Origin of the sequence: Pseudomonas sp. MF6394, from assembly GCF_002018845.1 — a bacterium.
GTDB classification, from domain to species: domain Bacteria; phylum Pseudomonadota; class Gammaproteobacteria; order Pseudomonadales; family Pseudomonadaceae; genus Aquipseudomonas; species Aquipseudomonas lactis.
Genome location: NZ_MVOJ01000030.1, coordinates 1 through 21,403 on the forward strand (window position 1 = coordinate 1; position 21,403 = coordinate 21,403).

Genomic DNA, 21,403 nt, shown 5'->3' on the forward strand with positions numbered 1-21,403 from the left:
ACCGAGCCTAAGCGAGGTGCCGAGTGGTGGGGCAAGAGCGTTTTGCTTACTTTTGCGCTTTTCAAAAGTGAGCCGCCGTCAGGGCGGAACCCTAAGTAGCCGTTACCGCAGCAATGGATATGTACACCATCCAACTGTGTTGACTGCCAGGCCGCCTTCGCAGGCAAGCCAGCTCCCACATTGGGATCCTGGGGCGCCAGGGAGATAGGCGCCGGCTGTCAGGCCGTCGCGGGAGCAAGCCCCCACATGGACTCTGCCCACCCCTTATTTGCGACATTTCCCACCTATCGCCGGGCTTTACAGCCAGCCCACTTCGGCAGATGATTTGCACCGCCACATTCCACCCCAAGCGAGAGAACCCACCATGAGCAAAAAGCCATCCAAGCATGGCCCCAACAAGGCCAAATCCATCATCGCCCAGCCCTTGTTCCGCAGCCGCCAGGAACGCGCCGGCAAAGGCAAAGGCAGCTACCGCCGCGAAGCCTTCCAGTCTAATAGCTGGGAGGCTTCTTACTTTCTGGCTGCCTGAAGGCAAGCGCCCCTCTGGCATGATAAGGTCTGTACCTGATTGGTAATCCCTGGACCTGTGCATGCCCTCTAGTCTTTCCCGTCGTTGGCACCTACGCCAATTGATCGCTGCCTCCAGCCTCATTCTGCTCGTCGCCTGCGCCGAAAAGCCCACGGCTGCGGACGCTCAACCCCTGCCCAAGCTCCAGACCGCCCCGGCTATTGCGCCTGCCGTGGTTGCCCCATTGGCAGTGGACAATCTCGATATCCAACCCACCCAGACCTTTGCCGAGTGGCAGGCTGGCTTCCGTGCACAAGCCCTGCAAGCCGGGATTACGCCCGCGGTGTTCGATAACGCCTTTGCCGGCGTCACCCCCGATATGGCGGTGATTCGTGCCGACCGCAGCCAGCCAGAGTTTTCCCGCCCGGTGTGGGAATACATCGAGGGCGCCCTGTCGCCGCTGCGCGTGCGCAATGGCCAGGCGTTGCTGGTCAAGTACGCCGATATCCTGCAGCGCATCGAAGAGCGCTATGGCGTTGACCGCCAGGCACTGGTCTCGGTGTGGGGCATGGAAAGCAACTTTGGCCAGTTCCAGGGCAATAACTCGGTAATCCGTTCCCTGGCCACCCTGGCTTACGAAGGCCGTCGCCCGGCCTTTGCACAAGCGCAACTGCTGGCGGCGCTGCAGATCATCCAGCATGGCGATATCCAGGCTGACCAGATGAAAGGTTCCTGGGCTGGGGCGATGGGCCAGACCCAGTTCATCCCGACCACCTACAACACCCACGCCGTGGACTTCGACGGTGACGGTCGCCGCGATATCTGGAACAGCCCGGGCGATGCCCTCGCCTCCACCGCGCACTACCTGCAAAGCTCCGGCTGGCAAAAAGGCCAGCCGTGGGGTGTTGAAGTGCAGCCGCTGCCGTCGGGCTTCGACTACAGCCTGGCCGATGGTGGCGTGCGCAAGACCGTGGCGCAATGGCTGCAACTGGGCATCCAACTGCCGCCTGGCGTGAGCCTGCCGGCGAATGTCGACCAGCTGTCCGCCGCCCTGCTGCTGCCGGCCGGCTACCGTGGCCCGGCATTCCTGGTGCTGGATAACTTCCGCGCGATCCTCAAGTACAACAATTCGTCGTCCTACGCACTGGCGGTTGGCCTGCTGTCGGAGCGGTTTGGCGGTGGCGGTGTGATTCGGGGCAGTTGGCCAAAGGATGAGCTGCCGCTGAGCCGTTCGCAACGCATAGACCTGCAGACGGCGCTCAGCGCCAAAGGCTATGACGCGGGTAATGCCGACGGGATCATTGGCGCCAACACGCGCAAGGCGATTCGGGCTGCACAGCAGGCGCTGGGCTGGCCGGCGGATGGGTATCCGACAGTGAAGTTGCTGGAGTCGTTGCAGGGTCAGTAAACCGCGACCACCGCCATCGCAGGCAAGCCAGCTCCCACACTTGGAATGCATTTCAAAATGTGGGAGCGGGCTTGCTCGCGAAAGGGGCCCAACAGGCGCCCATTATTTAAAGACTACATCCTGCTCCAGCACCACCCGCTGCTCCCCCGCATCCAGGCGCACCAAGGCACCCATCGGCAATGTCAGGTTCGGGTCGCAATGCCCACTGCGCCAGCCCGCCAGCACTGGAATGCACAGCGGCGCAAAGGTCTGCTTCAACAGACGCGCCAGCGCCAGGTTATCCACACCGGCCACATCCCCTACAAGCACACCGGCAACCTGAGCCAGCTTGCCCGCCAACCGCAGGTGAGTCAGCAATCGGTCGATGCGATAAAGCGGTTCGTTGACGTCTTCGATAAACAGGATGATGCCATCGGCGTCTAGTTCGTACGGCGTGCCCATGACGGCGGCGATCATCGACAAGTTACCGCCCAGCAAGCGCCCACAGGCCACACCCGGCTCGATGGTGGTCAGCGGGTAGGCCATCGGGTGCGGCAGCACACTGCCGGCGCCCCGTTGGCCACGCAGCAGGCTGAACAACGAGGACTCGGTGGGCGGCTGTTTGCCGCCGAGCAGGTCGGCATTGAGCATCGGGCCGTGGAATGTCACAAAGCCCGCGTAGCGGTTGATCGCCAGGTGCAAGGCGGTGATATCGCTGTAGCCCACAAACGGCTTGGGGTTGGCACGCAGCAGGTCGAAGTCCACGGCATCCAGCAAACGGGGCGTGCCATAGCCGCCACGCAGGCAAAGGATGGCATCGATGTCGGGGTTGGCGAAGGCCGCATGCAAATCGCGCAGGCGCACTTCATCGCTACCGGCCAGGTAGCCGTCGCGTTCGTGCACACCAGGGAAAATATGCAGGTCGTAGCCACGGGCACGCATCCATTGCCTGGCTTTTTCAACATCCAACTCGGCAGGGCCGGCGGGGGCGATCAGGCCGAGGGTGCCTTCGGGGCGCAGTGCAGGTACGGCGGCACTCGGTAGAGCGGTCATCCATGTTCTCCCTATCTGTAATGCAGAACCCAATGTGGGAGCGGGCTTGCTCGCGAAGGCGCCGTGTCAGTCAATGGATCAGGTGACTGACACGGCGCCTTCGCGAGCAAGCCCGCTCCCACACAAGCCCGCATTTCACATTGATGCTGGGGGCGGCTTACGAAACCAGGCTCGCCTTGACCAGCTTGGCCTGCTCATCGGCGTGGTACGAAGACCGCACCAACGGGCCCGAGGCCACGTTCTTGAAGCCCATCTTGTAGCCTTCCTCGGCGAACCAGGCGAAGGTGTCCGGGTGCACGAAGCGCTGCACCGGCAAGTGGCTGCGGGAGGGTTGCAGGTACTGGCCCAGGGTCAGCATGTCGATGTCGTGTTCGCGCATGCGCTTCATGACTTCGATGACTTCTTCGTCGGTCTCACCCAGGCCCAGCATCAAGCCAGACTTGGTCGGAATGTGCGGCATCATCTGCTTGAATTTCTGCAGCAGGGTCAGCGACCACTGGTAGTCCGAACCCGGGCGCGCAGCCTTGTACAGGCGCGGCACGGTTTCCAGGTTGTGGTTGAAGACATCCGGCGGCTCGGCGGCGGTGATTTCCAGGGCGACGTCCATACGGCCACGGTAGTCCGGCACCAGGGTTTCGAGCATCACGTTGGGCGACAGCTTGCGGATCTCGCGGATGCAGTCGGCAAAGTGCTGGGCACCGCCGTCACGCAGGTCGTCGCGGTCCACCGAGGTGATCACCACGTACTTGAGTTTGAGGTCGGCGATGGCGATGGCCAGGCTTTCTGGCTCGTTGACGTCCAACGGCTTCGGACGGCCGTGGCCGACGTCGCAGAACGGGCAGCGACGGGTGCAGATGTCACCCATGATCATGAAGGTGGCAGTGCCGCCAGAGAAGCACTCGCCCAGGTTCGGGCAGGACGCTTCTTCGCATACGCTGTGCAACTTGTGTTTGCGCAGCAGCGACTTGATACGGTCGACTTCCGGCGAAACCGGGATGCGCACGCGAATCCAGTCGGGTTTTTTCGGCAGCTCGGTGGTCGGGATGATCTTGACCGGGATGCGTGCAACCTTCTCGGCGCCGCGCAGCTTGACGCCGGCTTCCACCTTGGCACGCGGGGCCGGGGCTGGACGCTCAGTGATGTCCAGCGTCGGGATCATGGTTTGCACAACATCAGTAGTCATATCAATCGATTCCGCCCGTCAGGGTCGTCTGCTCTGCATAGTCGAGGTGTTTGACGAGCTGCGCGCGCAGCCGGGCACTTACCTCGGCAAATTCAATGGATGTTGCATGGTCACTCAACTGGGTCATTGCAAGCCCGGCATAACCGCACGGGTTGATGCGCCGGAACGGTGCCAGGTCCATGTCCACATTCAAGGCCAGGCCATGAAAGGAACAACCGTGGCGAATGCGCAGCCCCAGGGAGGCGATTTTCGCGCCATCCACGTACACACCCGGTGCATCGGGCTTGGCCACGGCGGTCACGCCGTAACTGGCCAACAGCTCGATCAAGCACGTCTCCATGCGGCTGACCAGGTCGCGCACGCCAAACCCCAGCTTGCGCACGTCCAGCAGCAGGTAAGCCACCAGTTGACCGGGACCATGGTAAGTCACTTGGCCACCTCGGTCGACCTGCACCACCGGAATATCACCCGGCAGCAGCAAGTGCTCGGCCTTGCCGGCCTGGCCCTGGGTGAAGACCGGCGGGTGTTCCACCAGCCAGATTTCATCCGGGGCCGAGGTGCCGCGCTCATTGGTAAAGCGCTGCATGGCATGCCAGACCGGCTCATAGGCCATCCGGCCGAGCTCGCGAAAGCCCAGGGTTTGCGACATCACAGCACCATGTGCACGAAGCCGGTGGCCCGCAGTTCGCTGTTGATGTCGTAGAGCTGGTCTTGACCGGTCGCAACGATGTGCAACTGGATAGTCGTGTACTTACCGGTGGTGCTGGAGCGCTCATCCACCCGGTTATCGTTGATCGTCGCATGTTTACGCACGATCTCAAGAATCGTGTCTTTGCGGCCCACACCGGTGTCGCTGATTACCTTGATAGGATAATCCGTCACAGGGAATTCGATTTTTGGCGCTTTTACTTCTTTATCGGTCATGGCAGAACAGCCTCGTAAGCGCTAAGCCGTGGCGACGGGCAAAGCCCCGCGTTGGATCAACGCGGGGCTTTGCAGGTGCACACAATCAGTTGAACAAGCCGTAGAAGAATAGACGGATGCTATCCCATACGCGGCGGAAGATACCACCTTCCTCGACAGCGTCCAGTGCGATCAGGTCGGCGCTGTGCACCACCTTGTCGTCCAGCTTGACTTCAACCTTACCGATCACATCACCCTTGGCGATTGGCGCAACCAATTGCGGGTTCAGGGTCATGCTGGCGGCGAGCTTTTTGAGCTGGCCTTTAGGCATGGTCAGGGTCAGGTCGTCGGCCAGGCCGGCCTTGACTTGCGAAGTCGCGCCCTTCCACACCGGCGCGGTCGCCAGCTCAGCACCCTTCTGGTAGAAGGTCTGGGTTTCGAAGAAGCGGAAGCCGTAAGTCAGCAGTTTTTGCGTCTCGGCCGCACGGGCCTGCTCGCTGTTGGTGCCGAATACCACGGCGATCAGGCGCTGGCCATCACGTACGGCGGACGACACCATGCAGTAGCCGGCTTCGTCGGTGTGGCCGGTTTTCAGGCCATCGACGGTCTTGTCGCGCCACAGCAACAGGTTGCGGTTAGGCTGCTTGATGTTGTTCCAGAAGAACTCCTTCTGGGAGTAGATCGCGTAGTGCACCGGGTCAACGCGGATGATCGCGCGTGCCAGGATCGCCATGTCGTGAGCCGACGAATAGTGCTCTGGGTTTGGCAGGCCAGTCGGGTTCATGAAGTGGCTGTTGGTCATGCCCAGCTCGCCGGCGGTTTTGTTCATCATGTCGGCGAAGGCGTCTTCGCTGCCGGCGATGTGCTCGGCCAGGGCGACGCTGGCGTCGTTACCGGACTGGATGATGATGCCGTGCAGCAGGTCGCTCACGGTGACTTGCGAACCCACCTTGATGAACATCCGCGAACCACCGGTACGCCAGGCGTTTTCGCTGACGGTTACCGGGTCGTTTTCGCCGATCTGGCCGCGACGGATTTCCAGGGTCGCGATGTAGGCGGTCATCAGCTTGGTCAGGCTGGCAGGCGGCAGGCGCACGTCACCGCCGTTTTCGACCAGCACGTTGCCACTGGCGGCATCCATGAGTACCCAGGACTTGGCGGCCAGTTGCGGGGAGGCCGGCACCATCTCAACCGCCCAGGCGGCTGGGGTGATGATCAGCGAGATAAGCAGGCACGTACGTTTGGCTAAGGTGGTGATGTTCATCCGTCTCTCGAAATTGCTTATGGAAACTTGCCCTCGCGGGCAAAACTATTCAGACAGCCCGCTTCCAGACTGTCACGTGTTCGGTTGCCCGCTCACCCCTTGCCCCTGGGTTTTTATTGTTCAACGAGCCAACAACCAGGGTTCAAGCGCGCAGGCGCGCCTGAGCCATCAAACCGTTACTGCTTATTCTGCGGTGACCACGCTGGGTTGCCCCAGGTTGGCCAGGCGCACGCTGTTCTGCACTTGCGCCACTTCGCTTGGCGAGCCGATCGGGCCCATGCGTACACGGTGCAAGGTTTGCTGGTTACGCACGATGGAGCTGATGAAGACCGGCGCGCTGACCATGCCGCTGAGCTTGGACCTTAACAGTTCTGCCGCATCCGGGTTGGCGAAAGCGCCGACCTGCAGGTATTGCCCGCCCGCCATCGAGGCGCCCGGTGCCGCGTGCGGCACGACGACAGTATCCGGAGCATGTTGCGCCGGCGGCGGCGTCCACTGCTCGATCTTGCCGGTCGAGGCCGTCACTTGCGGTTGCGGGGTAGCCGGTTCGTTGAGCATCAACGGCGCGGGTTTGCCACGCTGGGCCCAGTACTGCGCCGGGTCGATGCCTTCGACCTTGACCCGTGCGGTGCCGGTTTCGGCATAACCGAGTTTCTTGGCGGCCGCGTAGGACAAGTCAATGATGCGGTCCGAATAGAACGGCCCGCGGTCATTGACCCGCAGGATCACGGTACGGTTGTTGTCCAGGTTGGTCACGCGCACATAGCTGGGCAGCGGCAGGGTCTTGTGGGCCGCGCTCATGCCATACAGGTCATACACTTCGCCGTTGGCGGTGTTCTGGCCATGGAACTTGGTGCCGTACCAGGACGCGGTGCCCGATTGCACGTAGGTCTTGGATTCCTGCAGCGGGAAGTAATTCTTGCCCAGCACGGTATAAGGGTTGGCCTTGTACGGGCCGGTGTGCAGGGTGGGCGTGGCGTCCGGGATTTTCGATACATCCACATCCCACCACGGCGCGCCGTCCTTGTGCGCGCGGTTGATGTCCAGGCCCGGCTGGGCGCGGACCACCGCACCGCCCGCTTTCTTGGCCGGCGCACGGTTAGGGGTGGTGGAACAACTGGCTACCAACAAGGACAACGCGGCGAACGCCACCAGCTTGAGCGGTTTTTTGAACGGCGATACCCGCATTACTTGTTGCCCCGTGCTTGAACCAGCTCATCTGACAGCTGATGCACGGCCATGGCGTACATCACACTGCGGTTATAACGCGTGATTGCGTAGAAATTCTTCAGGCCCATCCAGTATTCAGGGCCATTTGCGCCTTCCAGGCGGAATGCCGTCACCGGCATGTCATCGCGTGGCGCATTCTGACTCGACCAGCCCAGCGCTCGCAACTCCCCAACGGTCTTGACCGGTTCGATACCTTGGGTCAGGCCCTCGTCGGCGCGCTCGCCCGTGACATCGGCGCGGATAACCACCGGCTCGCCGCCAACCCAACCGTGGCGCTTGAAGTAGCTGGCCACGCTGCCGATGGCATCGTCGGGGTTGCTCCAGATATTGATGTGCCCGTCACCGTCGAAATCCACCGCATAGGCGCGAAAGCTGCTGGGCATGAACTGCGGCAAGCCCATCGCCCCGGCGTAGGAGCCCTTGAGGCTCAGCGGGTCGACCTGCTCTTCGCGGGCCAGCAACAGGAATTCGCGCAGTTCCTTGCGGAAGAACTCGGCGCGGGGCGGGTAATCGAAGCCCAGGGTCGACAAGGCGTCGATCACCCGATAGCTGCCGGTGTTGCGCCCGTAAAAGGTTTCGATGCCGATGATCGAGACGATCACCTGGGCCGGCACGCCGTACTCTTGCTCGGCGCGGGCCAGGACTGCCTCGTGCTGGCGCCAGAAGTCCACGCCGCGGGCGATGCGCGCATCAGTGAGGAACATCGGGCGATAGTCCTTCCACTGCTTTACGCGTTCGGCGGGGCGAGAGATGGCGTCGAGGATCGCCTGCTTTTTCTGGGCTTCGCGGAACACGCCCATCAGTTGCTCACCGGCAAAACCGTAGTCGCGGGTCAGCTCACCGACAAATTCGGCGACCTGGGGAGAGCCATCGTAGTCACCGGCCTGCGCCTCTTGCGTTGCCCCCAGCAGCCCAATCAGGCCCATCCAGGTCGCATGCCGAGTCGCCCAGCCGCGCATTACTTGCATTGACATCTTCACCTTATTCAAACCTGTGCGATCCACTTGCGATGCGTATGAATCGACATCAAAACCCCAAACGCTGACAGCAATGTCACCAGCGAAGTTCCGCCGTAGCTAATGAATGGCAACGGCACCCCAACCACCGGCAGCAGGCCACTGACCATACCGATGTTGACGAAAACGTAAACAAAAAACGTCATGGTCAGGCTGCCGGCGAGCAATTTGCCGAACAGCGTCTGCGCCTGGGCCGTGATCACCAGGCCGCGACCAATCAACAGCAGATAGATCAGCAACAACGCGCAAATGCCCACCAGGCCGAACTCTTCGCCCATCACCGCGATGATGAAGTCAGTATGGCTCTCGGGCAAGAAGTCCAGGTGGGACTGGGTGCCCAGCAACCAGCCCTTGCCAAATACCCCGCCGGAACCAATGGCCGCCTTGGACTGGATGATGTTCCAGCCGGTGCCCAACGGGTCGCTCTCCGGGTCGAGAAACGTAAGGATCCGTTGCTTCTGGTAGTCGTGCATAAAGAAGAACCACATGGCCACGGCCACGGGCACGGCGGCGGCCAGCACGCTGAGGATCCAGCGCCAGCGCAATCCGCCCATGAACAATACGAACGCGCCACCGGCGAGGATCAGCAACGAGGTGCCCAGATCCGGCTGGCGCACGATCAGCACGAAGGGCACGCCGATCAGGATCAGGCTGATGGCCACATGCTTGAGCTGCGGCGGCAAGGTGCGCTTGGACAGGTACCAGGCAATGGTGGCCGGCATCAGGATCTTCATGAATTCCGACGGCTGGAAGCGAATCACCCCGGGGATGTTGATCCAGCGTGTGGCGCCCATGGCGTTGTGGCCCATGACGTCCACCACCACCAGCAGCAACACGCCGGCGACATAGCCCAAGGGCACCCAGCGCGCCATGAAGCGCGGCTCCAGTTGGGCGATCACCACCATCGACAGCAGGCCCAGGCCAAACGAGGACGCCTGCTTGATCAGCAAGTCCCAGTTCTTGCCGCTGGCCGAATACAGCACAAACAGGCTGCCGGCCGCCAGGGTCAGCAGCAGGATCAGCAAGGGGCCATCAATGTGCATGCGTTGCAGCAACGTCGCACGGCGACGCATCACATCTTCGCTGGAGAGGATGCGGTCAAAATTACTCTTCACGGGCCGTAACCTCGGGGCTTGAAGGGGGGCCGCCATACTCGGGCTTGAGCCGGCCATCGTCGGCCAGCAGCCAGGCATCCATCACCTGGCGTACCACAGGGGCCGCGACGCCGGAGCCGGACTCGCCGTTCTCGACCATCACGGCCACCACGATTTTCGGGTCTTCCGCCGGGGCAAAGCCGACAAACAAGGCGTGGTCGCGGTGGCGTTCCTGCACCTTGGAACGGTCATACTTTTCGCCCTGTTTGATCGCGACCACCTGGGCCGTACCACTCTTGCCGGCAATGCGGTACTGCGCGCCGATTGCCGCCTTGCGTGCGGTGCCGCGAGCACCGTGCATCACCTGCTGCATGCCGTGGTTGACCTTGGCCCAGTCGGACGGGTCACGCAGCACGATGTCCGGAATCGGATTGTCGTCCACCGGCTTTTCGCCTTCGATGGTCCTGGCCAGGTGCGGTCGGTTCCACACGCCTTTGTTCGCCACCAGCGCCGTGGCCTGGGCCAGTTGCAGCGGTGTGGCCTGCATATAGCCCTGGCCGATACCGAGGATCAGGGTTTCGCCGGGGAACCATGCCTGGCGGCGGGTCGCACGCTTCCACTCCCGCGACGGCATCAAGCCGGGGGATTCTTCGAACATGTCCAGGGAGACTTTCTGACCGAGGCCGAACTTACCCATGTAGGCAGACAGCCGATCAATCCCCAGCTTGTGGGCCAGGTCGTAAAAATAGGTGTCGTTGGAGCGCATGATCGCGGTATCCAGGTCGACATAGCCGTCACCGGAGCGGTTCCAGTTACGGTATTTGTGGTCATAGTTGGGCAGCATGTAATAGCCAGGGTCGTACACCCGGCTTGAAGCGGTGACCACACCAGCATCCAGGCCGGCAATCGCCACCGCCGGCTTGATGGTCGAGCCCGGTGGGTACAGGCCGCGCAAGACGCGGTTGAACAGTGGCCGGTCGATGGAATCACGCAGCTCGGCGTAGGCCTTGAAGCTGATGCCGGTCACAAACGGGTTGGGGTCGAAGCTGGGCTGGCTGACCATCGCCAGCACTTCGCCGGTCTTCGGGTCCAGCGCCACTACGGCACCCCGCCGACCGCCCAGGGCCATCTCGGCAGCTTCCTGCAACTTGATGTCCAGGCTCAGGACAATGTCCTTGCCCGGCACCGGGTCGGTGCGCTTGAGTACCCGCAATACGCGGCCACGCGCATTGGTCTCGACTTCCTCGTTACCTACCTGGCCATGCAACTCGGCCTCGTAGAAGCGCTCGATGCCGGTTTTGCCAATATGGTGGGTGCCGCTGTAGTTGATCGGGTCGAGGGTTTTCAGCTCTTTCTCGTTGATCCGCCCCATGTAGCCAACGGAGTGGGCAAAGTGCGGCCCTTGCGGGTAATGCCGCACCAACTGCGCCACCACTTCCACACCTGGCAGGCGGAACTGGTTCACCGCAATGCGGGCGATCTGCTCTTCGGTCAGCTCGAACAGAATCGGCACCGGCTCGAACGGCCGGCGCCCCTGCCGCATGCGTTTCTCGAAAACCACCCGGTCTTCCGGCGTCAGTTGCAGCACCTCGACGATGACATCAAGCACCTGCTTCCAGTCGCCGGAACGTTCGCGGGTCATGCTCAGGCTGAAGCTGGGCCGGTTATCGGCAACCACTACGCCATTGCGGTCGAAGATCAGCCCACGGGTCGGCGGAATCGGTTGCACATGCACCCGGTTATTTTCCGACAGCGTGGAGTGATAGTCGTACTGGATCACCTGGAGGAAATACAGCCGCGCAATCAGCACGCACATCAGCACCACCACCAAAACAGCACCGAACACCACCCGCGCGCGTACCAGACGTGCGTCTTTCTCGTGGTCCTTGATGCGGATCGGCTGGGTCATCGGGGGCGGCGCAGACTATTTGTGGTAAGGGTGCCCGGACAGAACTGTCCAGGCGCGATACAGCTGTTCACCGATCAGAATCCTTACCAACGGGTGCGGCAACGTCAGCGCCGACAGCGACCAGCGCTGATCGGCTCGCGCACAGACTTCCGGCGCCAGCCCTTCGGGGCCGCCGACCATGAAATTGACCGTGCGCGAATCCAGGCGCCAGCGATCCAGTTCCACCGCCAGTTGCTCGGTGCTCCAGGGCTTGCCGTGCACTTCAAGGGTGACGATGCGCTCATTGGGGCCGACCTTGGCCAGCATGGCTTCGCCTTCCTGACGGATAAAGCGCGCCACGTCGGCGTTCTTGCCCCGGGTATTGAGCGGTATTTCCACCAGCTCAAGCGACAGCTCAGCGGGCAGACGCTTGGCATATTCGTGCCAGCCTTCTTCCACCCACTTGGGCATGCGTGAACCGACAGCGATCAGACGCAGGCGCACAGCCGTTCCTTATTCCTGGTCTTTGTTGAGCTTGTCGAAGTGCGCGTGGCCCACTTCCGGGCTGTGGTGCTTGCCATCGGCAGCACGGCTCTGCTCGGCGCCTTTCCACAGACGCTCCAGGTCGTAGAACTGGCGAGCGTTGGAGGTCATCATGTGAACGATCACATCGTCCATGTCCAGCAACACCCAGTCGCTGTCGCCCTTGCCTTCTTCACCCAGTGGCTTGACGCCCTGGGCTTTGACGGCTTCACGAACCTTGTCCAGCATCGCGCCGATCTGGCGGTTGGAGGTACCGGTGGCGATGATCATGAAGTCGGTGATGCTCTGCTTGTCGCGCACGTCCAGCACCTGGATGTCCTGGGCTTTAACGTCTTCCAGGGCAGCCACGGCGACTTTCACCAGCTCTTCGCCAGCCAGTTCCGGGCCAACATGGGCTTCAACCGGCAGCGGTGCGCTTTTGAAGGTGCCTTTGCGCTTAACTTTGCTTACGTCTTTGTTCGTCATATAAAACTCGTTTTGCTCGTATGTTCGGGCGCTTGCTGCACGGTTCGTGCGTTCAAGCGCGCCTTTTTAGTTCGACGCACGGTAAAGCCCGTGCGCATCGATGTAGGCCAGGACCGCGTCAGGCACCAGGAAACGTACCGACTTCCCGCTGGCCAGCAGTTGACGGATCTGGGTGGCGGACACCGCAAGCGGGGTCTGCCAGACGAATGCAATATTCCCGTTCGGCCCGGTCAGGGCCAAGGGGTCACTTACCGACCGCGCGGCCAGCAGGTTGCGCAAGGCATCCGGCGGTTCGCTGTCGGCATCCGGGCGTTGCAAAACCAGGATGTGGCAATGCTGGAGGAGTTCCTCCCAGCGGTGCCAAGAGGGCAGGCCGCAAAATGCGTCCCAGCCCAAAAGCAGAAACAGTGGGTCATCTGCGGCCAATTCGGCGCGCATCAGCTCCAGGGTGTCGATAGTGTAGGACGGTTTATCGCGCTTGAGTTCGCGATCGTCCACCACCAGCGGCGATATACCTTCTACGGCAACACGCACCATTTCCAGGCGTTGCTCGGCGGCCACCTGCGGCGTGTCGCGATGGGGCGGCCGGAAATTGGGCAGCAGGCGCAGCTCATCCAGCGCAAGGGCATCCGCAACTTCCAGGGCACTGCGCAAATGGCCGATGTGCACGGGGTCGAAAGTACCGCCGAGCAGCCCGATGCGTTTAGTCATCAAGTGCGCACATGACCGTCGCCAAACACCACGTACTTCTCACTGGTCAGCCCTTCGAGGCCCACCGGGCCGCGTGCGTGGAGCTTGTCGGTGGAAATACCGATCTCCGCCCCCAAGCCGTACTCGAAGCCGTCGGCAAAACGCGTCGAGGCGTTGACCATCACCGAAGCGGAATCCACTTCGTTGAGGAAACGCCGGGCATCGCTGAAATGCTCGGAAACGATGGCGTCGGTGTGCTTGGAGCCATAGGTATTGATGTGTTCGATGGCCTGGTCCAGGTCGTCGACGATGCGGATCGACAGGATCGGGGCCGTGTACTCGGTGTACCAGTCCTGCTCGGTCGCCTCGATGACGTCCGCGCCCAGCAACGCCCGGGTGCGCTCGCAACCGCGCAGCTCTACCGACTTGTCACGGTAGATGGCAGCCAGCGACGGCAGCACGCGCTCGGCAATGCCGGCGTGCACCAGCAGGGTTTCCATGGTGTTGCACGGCGCATAGCGGTGGGTCTTGGCGTTGTCGGCAATGCGGATCGCCTTGTCGAGGTCGGCGGCAATGTCGATGAACACATGGCAGACGCCGTCCAGGTGCTTGATAACTGGCACCTTGGCATCGCGGCTGACGCGCTCGATCAGGCTCTTGCCACCTCGCGGTACGATCACGTCGACGAATTCCGGCATGGTGATCAAGGCACCCACGGCGGCGCGGTCGGTGGTTTCCACCACTTGCACCACTTCAGCCGGCAACTCGGCCACGGCCAGGCCCTGCTGGATGCAGGCGGCGATGGCGCGGTTGGAGTTGATCGCCTCGGAACCGCCACGCAGGATGGTGGCGTTGCCCGACTTGAGGCACAGGCTCGCGGCGTCGATGGTCACGTTCGGGCGCGACTCATAGATGATGCCGATCACGCCCAGGGGCACGCGCATCTTGCCCACCTGGATACCGGACGGCAGGTAACGCATGTCGCGAATTTCACCGATGGGATCAGGCAGCTTGGCCACCTGACGCAGGCCTTCGATCATGTCGTCGATACGCGCCGGGGTCAGCGCCAGGCGGTCCAGCAAGGCTGGCTCCAGGCCATTGGCGCGCCCATTGGCCAGGTCCAGCTCGTTGGCGGCGGTCAGCTCGGAGCGCGAAGCATCCAGAGCATCGGCAGCCGCCAGCAGCGCACGGTTCTTCTGCGCAGTGCTCGCACGGGCGATCAACCGCGAGGCCTGCCGGGCAGCGCGACCCAGGCGGGTCATGTAGTCAAGAACGGACTCAGTCATGGTCAGGGAGTCTTGGCAAAGAGGAAAGCGGCAGATTATAGCTGTGACGCCGCCCGACTGACAGCGGTGAGGGGCGGATGGTCGAAATGAACTGTAAAAACCCCAGGTTCAGGCGTAATTAAGCTGAGAGTTGTTATGATTCGGTCACATTTAGCCGTATCAACCCTTGACCGCCATGCCCGATTTTTTGCCCCAGCTCCCCGCCAGCCCCCTGCCCGATAGCTTCTTCGACCGCGACGCGCAACTGCTTGCCCGCGAACTACTCGGAAAAGTCATTCGCCATCGCGTGGGCGATCTCTGGCTTTCGGCGCGAATTATTGAAACCGAAGCCTATTACGTGGCCGAAAAAGGCAGCCACGCCTCACTCGGCTACACAGAAAAGCGTAAGGCTTTGTTTCTGGATGGTGGGCATATCTACATGTACTACGCCCGTGGCGGTGATTCGCTGAACTTCAGCGCCCATGGCCCGGGCAATGCCGTGTTGATCAAATCGGCCTATCCCTGGGTCGATGACATTTCCGGCGCGGCGAGCCTGGCGCAGATGCTGTTGAACAACCCCAACCCCGATGGCAGCCCACGCCCCTCGCAAAAGCTGTGTGCGGGCCAGACGCTGCTGTGCAAGGCACTGGGCCTGAAAGTGCCGATGTGGGACGCCAAGCGCTTCGACCAGGAACTGCTGTATGTCGAAGACGTGGGCCAAGTGCCCACGCAGATTATCCAGACCACGCGCCTGGGCATCCCCAGTGGGCGCGATGAGCACTTGATGTACCGTTTCGTCGATGCTGGCTATGCGCCTTATTGCACGCGGAACCCGCTGCGTCGGGGGCAGGTCGAAGGCCGGGATTATTTTTTGATTTGATGATATCCGCAGCGCAGCGGATCCAATGTGGGAGCGGGCTTGCTCGCGAATGCGGCGTGTCAGTGCAGGAATCTGTGTCTGACACACCGCATTCGCGAGCAAGCCCGCTCCTACAATTGAATCGTCAGTGTTTTTGAATATGTATGCATGGAGTGGATTGTATGGGCCAATGGCTCGATAGCATTACCGGCTGGTTGACCCTCAACCCACAATGGCTGGCAGCGGCGGTGTTTATTGTCGCGTGCGTGGAGTGTCTGGCGATTGCCGGGTTGATCGTGCCAGGCACGGTATTGCTGTTTGCAATCGCCGCGCTGGCTGGCAGCGGTGCGCTGTCGCTGAGTGAAACCCTGCTGCTGGGCTTCCTCGGCGGCTTGTTGGGCGACGGCGTTTCCTATTACCTGGGCCGCCACTTCCATCAGAACATCCGGCGCCTGCCCGGCCTGCGCCAGCATCCTGAATGGATGAACGGCGCAGAAACCTACTTCCACAAGTACGGGATTGCCAGCCTGTTGGTCGGGCGTTTCATCGGACCATTGCGCCCTATGCTGCCGATGGTGGCGGGTATGTGCGACATGCCCTTCCCGCGCTTCGCCGCCGTGAGCATCATTGCCGCAGCGGGCTGGACCGTGGCCTATCTGCTGCCGGGCTGGGCCGCCGGCGCCGCGTTCCGCCTGCCGTTGCCGGAAGGTTTCTGGCCGGAAGCGGCGATTATCGCGGCGTGCCTGGCGGTGCTGCTGGGGCTGAGTTTGAACAGCAGTTGGCGTGGGCATCGGCGCGCCACCTTGTGGATCGGTTGCGCCAGCCTGGTGTTGTTGATCGCACTGTTTATCGGCTACCCCCATCTCAATGACTTCGACCAGGGCCTGAGCGCCCTGGTGCAGGAACATCGCAGCCCGTGGCTGGACGAAGTGATGGTGCGGGTCACCCAACTGGGCGAGTTCAAGAAGATGTTTTTCGCCAGCGCGGTGTTCACTGGCCTGTTGCTGCTAGCGCGGCAATGGCGCCACGCCGTGTTTGTCGGCGCCACCCTCGCCGGCGCGGCAGTGATCAACACCGGCACCAAGCTGTTCTTTGCCCGTGGCCGCCCGGAAATCCTCACCGACCCGCTGACCAGCTTCAGCATGCCCAGCGGCCATGCCTCCGGTGCCTTTGCCTTCTTCCTGGCGCTCGCGGTATTGGCCGGTCGCGGCCAACCCACGCGGCTGCGCCTGACCTGGATGCTGTTGGGCTGCATTCCGGCGGCATTCATTGCCTTGTCGCGGGTCTACCTGGGCGCCCATTGGCCTACAGACATCCTGGCCGGCACGTTGCTGGCCATGACCGTGTGTGCGTTCAGCCTGACGGCAATCGAGTACCGCAGCCCATTGCCAGCCATGTCGCAAAAAGCCTGGTGGCTGGTGCTGCCCGCCGTGGTAGCCGTGCTCGGTTTTATCGCCTTTACCGGCACGCCCCACGCCCTGCTCAGGTACGCCTACTGACCCTTGGCCGGGCCGATCCAGTCCACGGAGGCGCTGCGCCGTTCAACGCAACGTTCGCGGCGCTCCAGCAGCATCTCATCGGCCACTTCGGCGGCGCGCTCGGCGATGTACTCCGCGCCCCGCGAGGCTTGCTGCTGGAGTAATTGCGTGGTCACGCTGACGAAATAAGCGTCCCACGCGACTTGTTCCGAGGGTGTCAGCCGAATCATGGTTATCTCCGATCATTGTTGTGTGATCGGAAAATAGTGCAGGCGACGCAGTGGAGACGACCGAGCAAAGTCTGAAAGCTCTGTCAGGCAAATCCGAACCTCAGGTGAACAGTTCGCCCTGCAGTTCATCGAGCAACATCTGGATCGCATCCAAGCGTTGCTGTGGGTCGTCCAGTTGCAGCAAGTCGATCTTGTCGGCCTCGGTAAACGGCAACAGATAGGCCAACCGGTTGCTCAGGGCTTGCTGGCCTTCGACGTCACCGCCCATGTCCAGCGAAGCCACCATCGGGTGCTCGGCCAGGGCCTCAAGCAACGCCAGTAAGTCGGCGTCTTCTTCGCCCAGTGGCGGGTCCGGCAACTCTTGCAGCCATTGCACGTCGGCCACCAGCAATTGGTCTTTCTGTACGTCGGTCTCATGCACGCGGAAACGACGCCCCCCTTCGACGCGAATGCCCAGCAGGCCGTTGTCCTGCTGTTTGAAGTCACGAATCAGCGCTTCACAGCCGACAAGCGCATAACCGTCAGGGGCCATGCCCACCTCTGAGCCATCCAGGATGCACACCACACCAAAGCCTTCGCCCTTTTTCATGCAACGGCCGATCATGTCCAGGTAGCGCGCCTCGAATATCTGCAAGTCGAGGGTGCAGCCTGGGAACAGCACAGTGTTGAGGGGGAATAGCGCCAGACTCATAACGGCTTCCTTAAAACCTGATTTAAACAATGACCGACACCGCCAACGGCAGGAACACCGCCGTGGCCACGCCCATCAAACTCATGGCCAGCGCCGCGAAGGCGCCGCATTCTTCGCTTTCCTGCAGGGCCACCGAAGTACCGACGGCGTGGGCGGTCATGCCCAAAGCCATGCCGCGCGCTTCGGGGCTGCGTACACCCAGGCGCGTCAAGAGCGCTGGGCCGATCATCGCGCCGACCACCCCAGTGATCAACACGAACACCGCTGCCAAGGCCGCCACGCCGCCGATCTGCTCGGCCACCAGCATGGCAATCGGCGAGGTCACCGACTTGGGCGCCATGGTCATCAGCACTCTGTGTTCGGCACCAAACCACCACCCCAACGCCACACAAAGGCCGGTGGCCAATACCCCGCCTACCACCAGCGTAGTAAAAATCGGCCAGAACAATTGGCGAATCCGTCGCAGGTTCAGATAAAGCGGCACCGCCAGGGCCACGGTCGCAGGCCCCAGCAGGATGCCCATGATCTCGGTGCTCTTGCGGTATTCGGCGTAGCTCAGGCCGCAGGTGAGCAGCACGCCGATCACCAGTAGCATCGACACCAGCACCGGCTGCAGGAAGATCCAGCGGGTTTTCTCGAACCCCGCCAGCACCAGTTGATAGGCGCCCAGGGTGATACCGATACCGAACAGCGGGTGATGAATGACCGCCGTCCAGGCGCCTTGCCAGTCGAGGATCATTGGTCCTTCTCCTTGCGCTTGACCATCTGCTGCATCAGCACACCGACAAAGCCCATGGCGATCACCAGCGACAACACCAACGCCCCGACGATGGCCCAGAAATCCGCCACGATGTCCTTGGCGTACACCATCACCCCCACGGCCGGCGGCACCAGCAGCAGTGGCAGGTAACGCAACAGGCTGCCGGCCGCCAGGCTCAGGGGCTCGCCGACTTCACCGCGCCAGACCAGAAAGCCCAGCATCAGCAGCAAGCCGATGATCGGCCCCGGCAGCACCGGCACCAACAAATGATTGATCGCGGTGCCGATCAATTGAAACAGCACCAGCCAGGTCAGGCCACGTAACAGCATCCCGCTCTCTCCCCCTCAACGCTCGCGCGCATTATAAGCATGCCCGCCCTATGCACCGGCATTCGCCAAAAGCATCTTGGGTTGACCGGGCTGATTGCCCATGATGATCTACATTGGTTCTCTGTAACCGATAAAAACGCCCGTTACCGATGGGCAAAAATGATGAACCAAGGAGAGACGCAATGCCCTATGTACCCGTAGCGCAGCTCAAAGATTACGTCGGCAAGGAACTGGGACGTTCCGAATGGCTCACCATCGACCAGGCGCGTATCAACCTGTTCGCAGAAGCCACCGGCGATCATCAGTTCATCCACGTCGACCCGGTCAAGGCCGCGCAAACCCCGTTCGGCAGCACCATCGCCCACGGGTTCCTGTCGCTGTCGCTGATGCCCAAGCTGATGGAAGACATCCTGATCATGCCCGAAGGCTTGAAGATGGCCGTCAACTACGGCCTGGACAGCGTGCGCTTTATCCAGCCGGTGAAAGTGAATTCCAAGGTGCGCCTGAACGTCACCCTCACAGACGTCACCGAGAAGAAGCCGGGCCAATGGCTGTTCAAGGCCACGGCCACCCTGGAAATCGAAGGCCAGGAGAAGCCGGCTTACATCGCCGAGTCGCTGTCACTGTGCTTCGTATAACCACCACACCCCCACTGTAGGAGCGAGCTTGCTCGCGAAGGTCGTCATCGATAACGCGTGCTGGCTGAATAAATGCGGCGCCTGTGAGTTTTTCGCGGGCAAGCCCGCTCCTACAGGTGATGGATCCTGCGCATAGACCACTAGGTTCGGCACCCCGGCTACGGCATACTCGGCGCTCAATTATCCGGATCCCGCTATGCGCCCACTCGCTCCCCTTGCCCTTGCCCTGTTGCTCACCGCTTGCGGAGACGGCGAATCGCTGTTGCCGCCCGATGCGCGCCTGCCCGATGGCGGCCGCTACCGTGGCGATGTGGTCAACGGTTTGCTGCAAGGCCAAGGCCGTGTGGACTATCCCAATGGCAGCTGGTACGCCGGCCAATTCGACAAAGGCCAGTGGCACGGCCAGGGCGAATGGCACGGCAGCAATGGCGAAGTCTATAAAGGCGAATTCAAGCAGGGCCTGTTTGACGGCCAGGGCAGCCTGACCACCTCGGGCAGCAGCTACGTGGGCGGCTTCAAGAACGGTCGACGCAACGGCGAAGGCACCCTCAAAGAGGGGCAGATGACTTATCGCGGCGAATTCCAGGACGACCAGTACTCAGGCCTCGGCCGCCTGGAACTGGCCGACGGCAGCCAGTACCAGGGCCAGTTCGCCCACGGCAAGCCCAATGGCGAAGGCCAACGCAATGACGACAGCGGCAACCAGTTCAGCGGCCGCTTTGTCGATGGCCAACTGGAAGGCAATGGCACCTTTAATAGCGCCGAGGGCGATATCTATGTCGGCCAATTCAAGCAGAACCAGCTCAACGGCAAAGGCCGCTATGAGAACGCCGACGGCGATGTGTGGATCGGCCAGTTCAAGGAAGGCGCGCTGACCGGCAAAGGCGAATTGATCGGGGTCGATGGCAGCCACTACGTCGGCCAGTTCAGTGACTGGCGCTTTACCGGTGAAGGGCGTCTGAACCTCACCGATGGCAGTTTCTATATCGGAGGCTTCGACAGCGACAACTATCAAGGCCGTGGCACCCTGGTACTCACCGACGGCACCGTGCAGTCCGGCACCTGGGTCAATGGCCTGCGCGTACGCGACGCCGAGGGCAAGCTGCTGCCCGACCCACTGGAGACCGGCATACTGGCCCAAGGCCGCTTGCTCGATGACGCCCTGGCAGCCGTGCCCGCGTCCACCCCAGCCGTGGAGCTGTACACCCTGGTGCTGGCCGGTGACGGCAAACAAAGCGTGTTCCTGCGCGAAGCCGATTACGTCAGCAACCTGCTCGCCACCCGCTTCGGCGCGCGCGGGCAGGTGCGCCTGGTCAACCACCGCGACCACATCGCCGACCGCCCTCTGGCCACCCGCGAAAGCCTGCGCCGCTCGGTGCAAACCCTGGCCGAACGCACCGGGCCGGAAGACCTGGTGTTCATTTATATGACCAGCCATGGCACCCATGAGCATGAACTGGTGCTCGACCAACCGCGCATGGAACTGGCCGACCTGCCCGCCGATGAACTAGCGGCCGTGCTCGCACCACTGAAAAACCGTGACAAGGTCATCGTGATCTCCGCCTGTTACTCCGGCGGCTTCATACCGGCGCTCAAAGATGAGCGCACCCTGATCATGACCGCCTCCCGCGCGGACCGCGTGTCGTTCGGCTGCTCGGAAGAAGCAGACTTCACCTACTTCGGTGATGCCCTTTTCGCACAAGCTTTCAACCAAACGGATGATTTGCAACACGCCTTCAAACTGGCACAACTGCACGTGGCCGAACGCGAACAGGCGGACAATTTCGAAGCCTCCGAACCGCAGATCTGGGCACCTAAAGGCGTGATCGCCCATTGGCAATTATTACGTAAACAGCAGGCACGAAAGGCGCTCGAAAGCGTCTCAATGAATAGCAAGGAAGCCAAAGGCAACTAAGCTGTAACGTGTAA

Annotated in this window: 23 protein-coding genes; 6 read left to right on the forward strand and 17 right to left on the reverse strand. The window is 61.8% G+C overall.

The window, feature by feature from the left end; all coding sequences use genetic code 11:
* Window positions 1-364 precede the first annotated feature (364 nt).
* Both arfA and MF6394_RS24910 read left to right on the forward strand, forming a co-directional pair.
* Window positions 365-529, forward strand: coding sequence for an alternative ribosome rescue factor ArfA (gene arfA / locus MF6394_RS24905; protein ID WP_003176285.1), 165 nt, complete (start codon window positions 365-367; stop codon window positions 527-529).
* 61 nt (window positions 530-590) lie between these two features.
* Window positions 591-1,916, forward strand: a complete 1,326-nt coding sequence (locus tag MF6394_RS24910) for a lytic murein transglycosylase (RefSeq protein WP_032895161.1) — start codon at window positions 591-593, stop codon at window positions 1,914-1,916.
* A 102-nt stretch (window positions 1,917-2,018) separates the two neighbouring features.
* Here MF6394_RS24910 and MF6394_RS24915 read toward each other — a convergent pair whose 3' ends face one another.
* The 13 genes from MF6394_RS24915 to MF6394_RS24975 all read right to left on the reverse strand — a co-directional run bounded on the left by MF6394_RS24915 (window position 2,019) and on the right by MF6394_RS24975 (window position 14,510).
* On the reverse strand, window positions 2,019-2,948 hold the full coding sequence (locus MF6394_RS24915) for a S66 peptidase family protein (RefSeq protein WP_047711859.1): 930 nt from the start codon (window positions 2,946-2,948) through the stop codon (window positions 2,019-2,021).
* A gap of 157 nt (window positions 2,949-3,105) precedes the next feature.
* Complete coding sequence (gene lipA, locus MF6394_RS24920) at window positions 3,106-4,107, reverse strand: lipoyl synthase (protein WP_161794304.1); 1,002 nt, start codon at window positions 4,105-4,107, stop codon at window positions 3,106-3,108.
* A gap of 25 nt (window positions 4,108-4,132) precedes the next feature.
* A complete protein-coding gene (gene lipB / locus MF6394_RS24925; RefSeq protein WP_032895159.1) occupies window positions 4,133-4,780 on the reverse strand; it encodes a lipoyl(octanoyl) transferase LipB in 648 nt (215 codons plus the stop codon).
* The gene (locus MF6394_RS24930) at window positions 4,780-5,055 is read right to left on the reverse strand and encodes a DUF493 domain-containing protein (RefSeq protein ID WP_003194466.1); all 276 of its coding nucleotides are present in this window, start codon (window positions 5,053-5,055) and stop codon (window positions 4,780-4,782) included. Before MF6394_RS24930 ends, lipB begins: the two co-directional genes overlap by 1 nt.
* An 85-nt stretch (window positions 5,056-5,140) precedes the next feature.
* The gene (locus MF6394_RS24935; protein WP_003194468.1) at window positions 5,141-6,298 is read right to left on the reverse strand and encodes a D-alanyl-D-alanine carboxypeptidase family protein; all 1,158 of its coding nucleotides are present in this window, start codon (window positions 6,296-6,298) and stop codon (window positions 5,141-5,143) included.
* Window positions 6,299-6,481: 183 nt separating this feature from the next.
* Complete coding sequence (locus MF6394_RS24940) at window positions 6,482-7,486, reverse strand: septal ring lytic transglycosylase RlpA family protein (RefSeq protein ID WP_014720084.1); 1,005 nt, start codon at window positions 7,484-7,486, stop codon at window positions 6,482-6,484.
* Window positions 7,486-8,496: a lytic murein transglycosylase B gene (gene mltB / locus MF6394_RS24945; RefSeq protein ID WP_047711860.1), complete on the reverse strand. Its 1,011-nt coding sequence runs from the start codon at window positions 8,494-8,496 to the stop codon at window positions 7,486-7,488. Before mltB ends, MF6394_RS24940 begins: the two co-directional genes overlap by 1 nt.
* Window positions 8,497-8,513: 17 nt before the next feature.
* Window positions 8,514-9,617 (reverse strand): rod shape-determining protein RodA, encoded by a 1,104-nt coding sequence (gene rodA, locus MF6394_RS24950; protein WP_044268991.1) that lies wholly within the window; start codon window positions 9,615-9,617, stop codon window positions 8,514-8,516.
* Window positions 9,618-9,648: 31 nt separating this feature from the next.
* Complete coding sequence (gene mrdA / locus MF6394_RS24955) at window positions 9,649-11,547, reverse strand: penicillin-binding protein 2 (RefSeq protein WP_003194477.1); 1,899 nt, start codon at window positions 11,545-11,547, stop codon at window positions 9,649-9,651.
* A 15-nt stretch (window positions 11,548-11,562) separates the two neighbouring features.
* The gene (gene rlmH, locus MF6394_RS24960; protein ID WP_003176297.1) at window positions 11,563-12,030 is read right to left on the reverse strand and encodes a 23S rRNA (pseudouridine(1915)-N(3))-methyltransferase RlmH; all 468 of its coding nucleotides are present in this window, start codon (window positions 12,028-12,030) and stop codon (window positions 11,563-11,565) included.
* Between the two features lie 9 nt (window positions 12,031-12,039).
* Complete coding sequence (rsfS, locus tag MF6394_RS24965; RefSeq protein ID WP_003176298.1) at window positions 12,040-12,534, reverse strand: ribosome silencing factor; 495 nt, start codon at window positions 12,532-12,534, stop codon at window positions 12,040-12,042.
* 66 nt (window positions 12,535-12,600) lie between these two features.
* Window positions 12,601-13,245: a nicotinate-nucleotide adenylyltransferase gene (nadD, locus tag MF6394_RS24970; protein WP_003194480.1), complete on the reverse strand. Its 645-nt coding sequence runs from the start codon at window positions 13,243-13,245 to the stop codon at window positions 12,601-12,603.
* Entirely contained in the window at window positions 13,245-14,510 is a 1,266-nt protein-coding gene (locus MF6394_RS24975; RefSeq protein ID WP_078467769.1) for a glutamate-5-semialdehyde dehydrogenase, read from the reverse strand. The genes nadD and MF6394_RS24975 overlap by 1 nt, the downstream gene beginning before the upstream one ends.
* A gap of 175 nt (window positions 14,511-14,685) precedes the next feature.
* On the opposite strand from MF6394_RS24975, the gene MF6394_RS24980 reads away from it, so the two are divergent.
* Window positions 14,686-15,369 (forward strand): DNA-3-methyladenine glycosylase, encoded by a 684-nt coding sequence (locus MF6394_RS24980; protein ID WP_047711861.1) that lies wholly within the window; start codon window positions 14,686-14,688, stop codon window positions 15,367-15,369.
* Between the two features lie 161 nt (window positions 15,370-15,530).
* Entirely contained in the window at window positions 15,531-16,847 is a 1,317-nt protein-coding gene (locus MF6394_RS24985) for a bifunctional DedA family/phosphatase PAP2 family protein (RefSeq protein WP_044268980.1), read from the forward strand.
* Here the strand turns inward: MF6394_RS24985 and MF6394_RS24990 are convergent.
* The 4 genes from MF6394_RS24990 to MF6394_RS25005 form a co-directional block, all read right to left on the reverse strand.
* Window positions 16,841-17,056 (reverse strand): hypothetical protein, encoded by a 216-nt coding sequence (locus MF6394_RS24990; protein WP_032895144.1) that lies wholly within the window; start codon window positions 17,054-17,056, stop codon window positions 16,841-16,843. The genes MF6394_RS24985 and MF6394_RS24990 overlap by 7 nt on opposite strands.
* A gap of 100 nt (window positions 17,057-17,156) precedes the next feature.
* Window positions 17,157-17,747 (reverse strand): LON peptidase substrate-binding domain-containing protein, encoded by a 591-nt coding sequence (locus tag MF6394_RS24995; RefSeq protein WP_078467770.1) that lies wholly within the window; start codon window positions 17,745-17,747, stop codon window positions 17,157-17,159.
* A gap of 22 nt (window positions 17,748-17,769) precedes the next feature.
* Complete coding sequence (locus MF6394_RS25000) at window positions 17,770-18,486, reverse strand: LrgB family protein (protein WP_032895141.1); 717 nt, start codon at window positions 18,484-18,486, stop codon at window positions 17,770-17,772.
* Window positions 18,483-18,836: a CidA/LrgA family protein gene (locus MF6394_RS25005; RefSeq protein WP_003194494.1), complete on the reverse strand. Its 354-nt coding sequence runs from the start codon at window positions 18,834-18,836 to the stop codon at window positions 18,483-18,485. Before MF6394_RS25005 ends, MF6394_RS25000 begins: the two co-directional genes overlap by 4 nt.
* Window positions 18,837-19,018: 182 nt before the next feature.
* Here MF6394_RS25005 and MF6394_RS25010 point away from each other — a divergent pair, with 182 nt between their 5' ends.
* Window positions 19,019-19,474: a MaoC family dehydratase gene (locus MF6394_RS25010; protein ID WP_003194496.1), complete on the forward strand. Its 456-nt coding sequence runs from the start codon at window positions 19,019-19,021 to the stop codon at window positions 19,472-19,474.
* A gap of 196 nt (window positions 19,475-19,670) precedes the next feature.
* Window positions 19,671-21,389, forward strand: a complete 1,719-nt coding sequence (locus MF6394_RS25015; protein WP_078467771.1) for a C13 family peptidase — start codon at window positions 19,671-19,673, stop codon at window positions 21,387-21,389.
* Window positions 21,390-21,403 lie beyond the last annotated feature (14 nt).

Coding starts and splice junctions, on each gene's coding strand:
- arfA (WP_003176285.1), top strand. CDS start 365: ATGAGCAAAAAGCCATCCAAGCATGGCCCCAACAAGGCCAAATCCATC.
- MF6394_RS24910 (WP_032895161.1), top strand. CDS start 591: ATGCCCTCTAGTCTTTCCCGTCGTTGGCACCTACGCCAATTGATCGCT.
- MF6394_RS24915 (WP_047711859.1), bottom strand. CDS start 2,948: ATGACCGCTCTACCGAGTGCCGCCGTACCTGCACTGCGCCCCGAAGGC.
- lipA (WP_161794304.1), bottom strand. CDS start 4,107: ATGATCCCGACGCTGGACATCACTGAGCGTCCAGCCCCGGCCCCGCGT.
- lipB (WP_032895159.1), bottom strand. CDS start 4,780: ATGTCGCAAACCCTGGGCTTTCGCGAGCTCGGCCGGATGGCCTATGAG.
- MF6394_RS24930 (WP_003194466.1), bottom strand. CDS start 5,055: ATGACCGATAAAGAAGTAAAAGCGCCAAAAATCGAATTCCCTGTGACG.
- MF6394_RS24935 (WP_003194468.1), bottom strand. CDS start 6,298: ATGAACATCACCACCTTAGCCAAACGTACGTGCCTGCTTATCTCGCTG.
- MF6394_RS24940 (WP_014720084.1), bottom strand. CDS start 7,486: ATGCGGGTATCGCCGTTCAAAAAACCGCTCAAGCTGGTGGCGTTCGCC.
- mltB (WP_047711860.1), bottom strand. CDS start 8,496: ATGCAAGTAATGCGCGGCTGGGCGACTCGGCATGCGACCTGGATGGGC.
- rodA (WP_044268991.1), bottom strand. CDS start 9,617: ATGCGTCGCCGTGCGACGTTGCTGCAACGCATGCACATTGATGGCCCC.
- mrdA (WP_003194477.1), bottom strand. CDS start 11,547: ATGACCCAGCCGATCCGCATCAAGGACCACGAGAAAGACGCACGTCTG.
- rsfS (WP_003176298.1), bottom strand. CDS start 12,534: ATGACGAACAAAGACGTAAGCAAAGTTAAGCGCAAAGGCACCTTCAAA.
- nadD (WP_003194480.1), bottom strand. CDS start 13,245: ATGACTAAACGCATCGGGCTGCTCGGCGGTACTTTCGACCCCGTGCAC.
- MF6394_RS24975 (WP_078467769.1), bottom strand. CDS start 14,510: ATGACTGAGTCCGTTCTTGACTACATGACCCGCCTGGGTCGCGCTGCC.
- MF6394_RS24980 (WP_047711861.1), top strand. CDS start 14,686: ATGCCCGATTTTTTGCCCCAGCTCCCCGCCAGCCCCCTGCCCGATAGC.
- MF6394_RS24985 (WP_044268980.1), top strand. CDS start 15,531: ATGGGCCAATGGCTCGATAGCATTACCGGCTGGTTGACCCTCAACCCA.
- MF6394_RS24990 (WP_032895144.1), bottom strand. CDS start 17,056: ATGATTCGGCTGACACCCTCGGAACAAGTCGCGTGGGACGCTTATTTC.
- MF6394_RS24995 (WP_078467770.1), bottom strand. CDS start 17,747: ATGAGTCTGGCGCTATTCCCCCTCAACACTGTGCTGTTCCCAGGCTGC.
- MF6394_RS25000 (WP_032895141.1), bottom strand. CDS start 18,486: ATGATCCTCGACTGGCAAGGCGCCTGGACGGCGGTCATTCATCACCCG.
- MF6394_RS25005 (WP_003194494.1), bottom strand. CDS start 18,836: ATGCTGTTACGTGGCCTGACCTGGCTGGTGCTGTTTCAATTGATCGGC.
- MF6394_RS25010 (WP_003194496.1), top strand. CDS start 19,019: ATGCCCTATGTACCCGTAGCGCAGCTCAAAGATTACGTCGGCAAGGAA.
- MF6394_RS25015 (WP_078467771.1), top strand. CDS start 19,671: ATGCGCCCACTCGCTCCCCTTGCCCTTGCCCTGTTGCTCACCGCTTGC.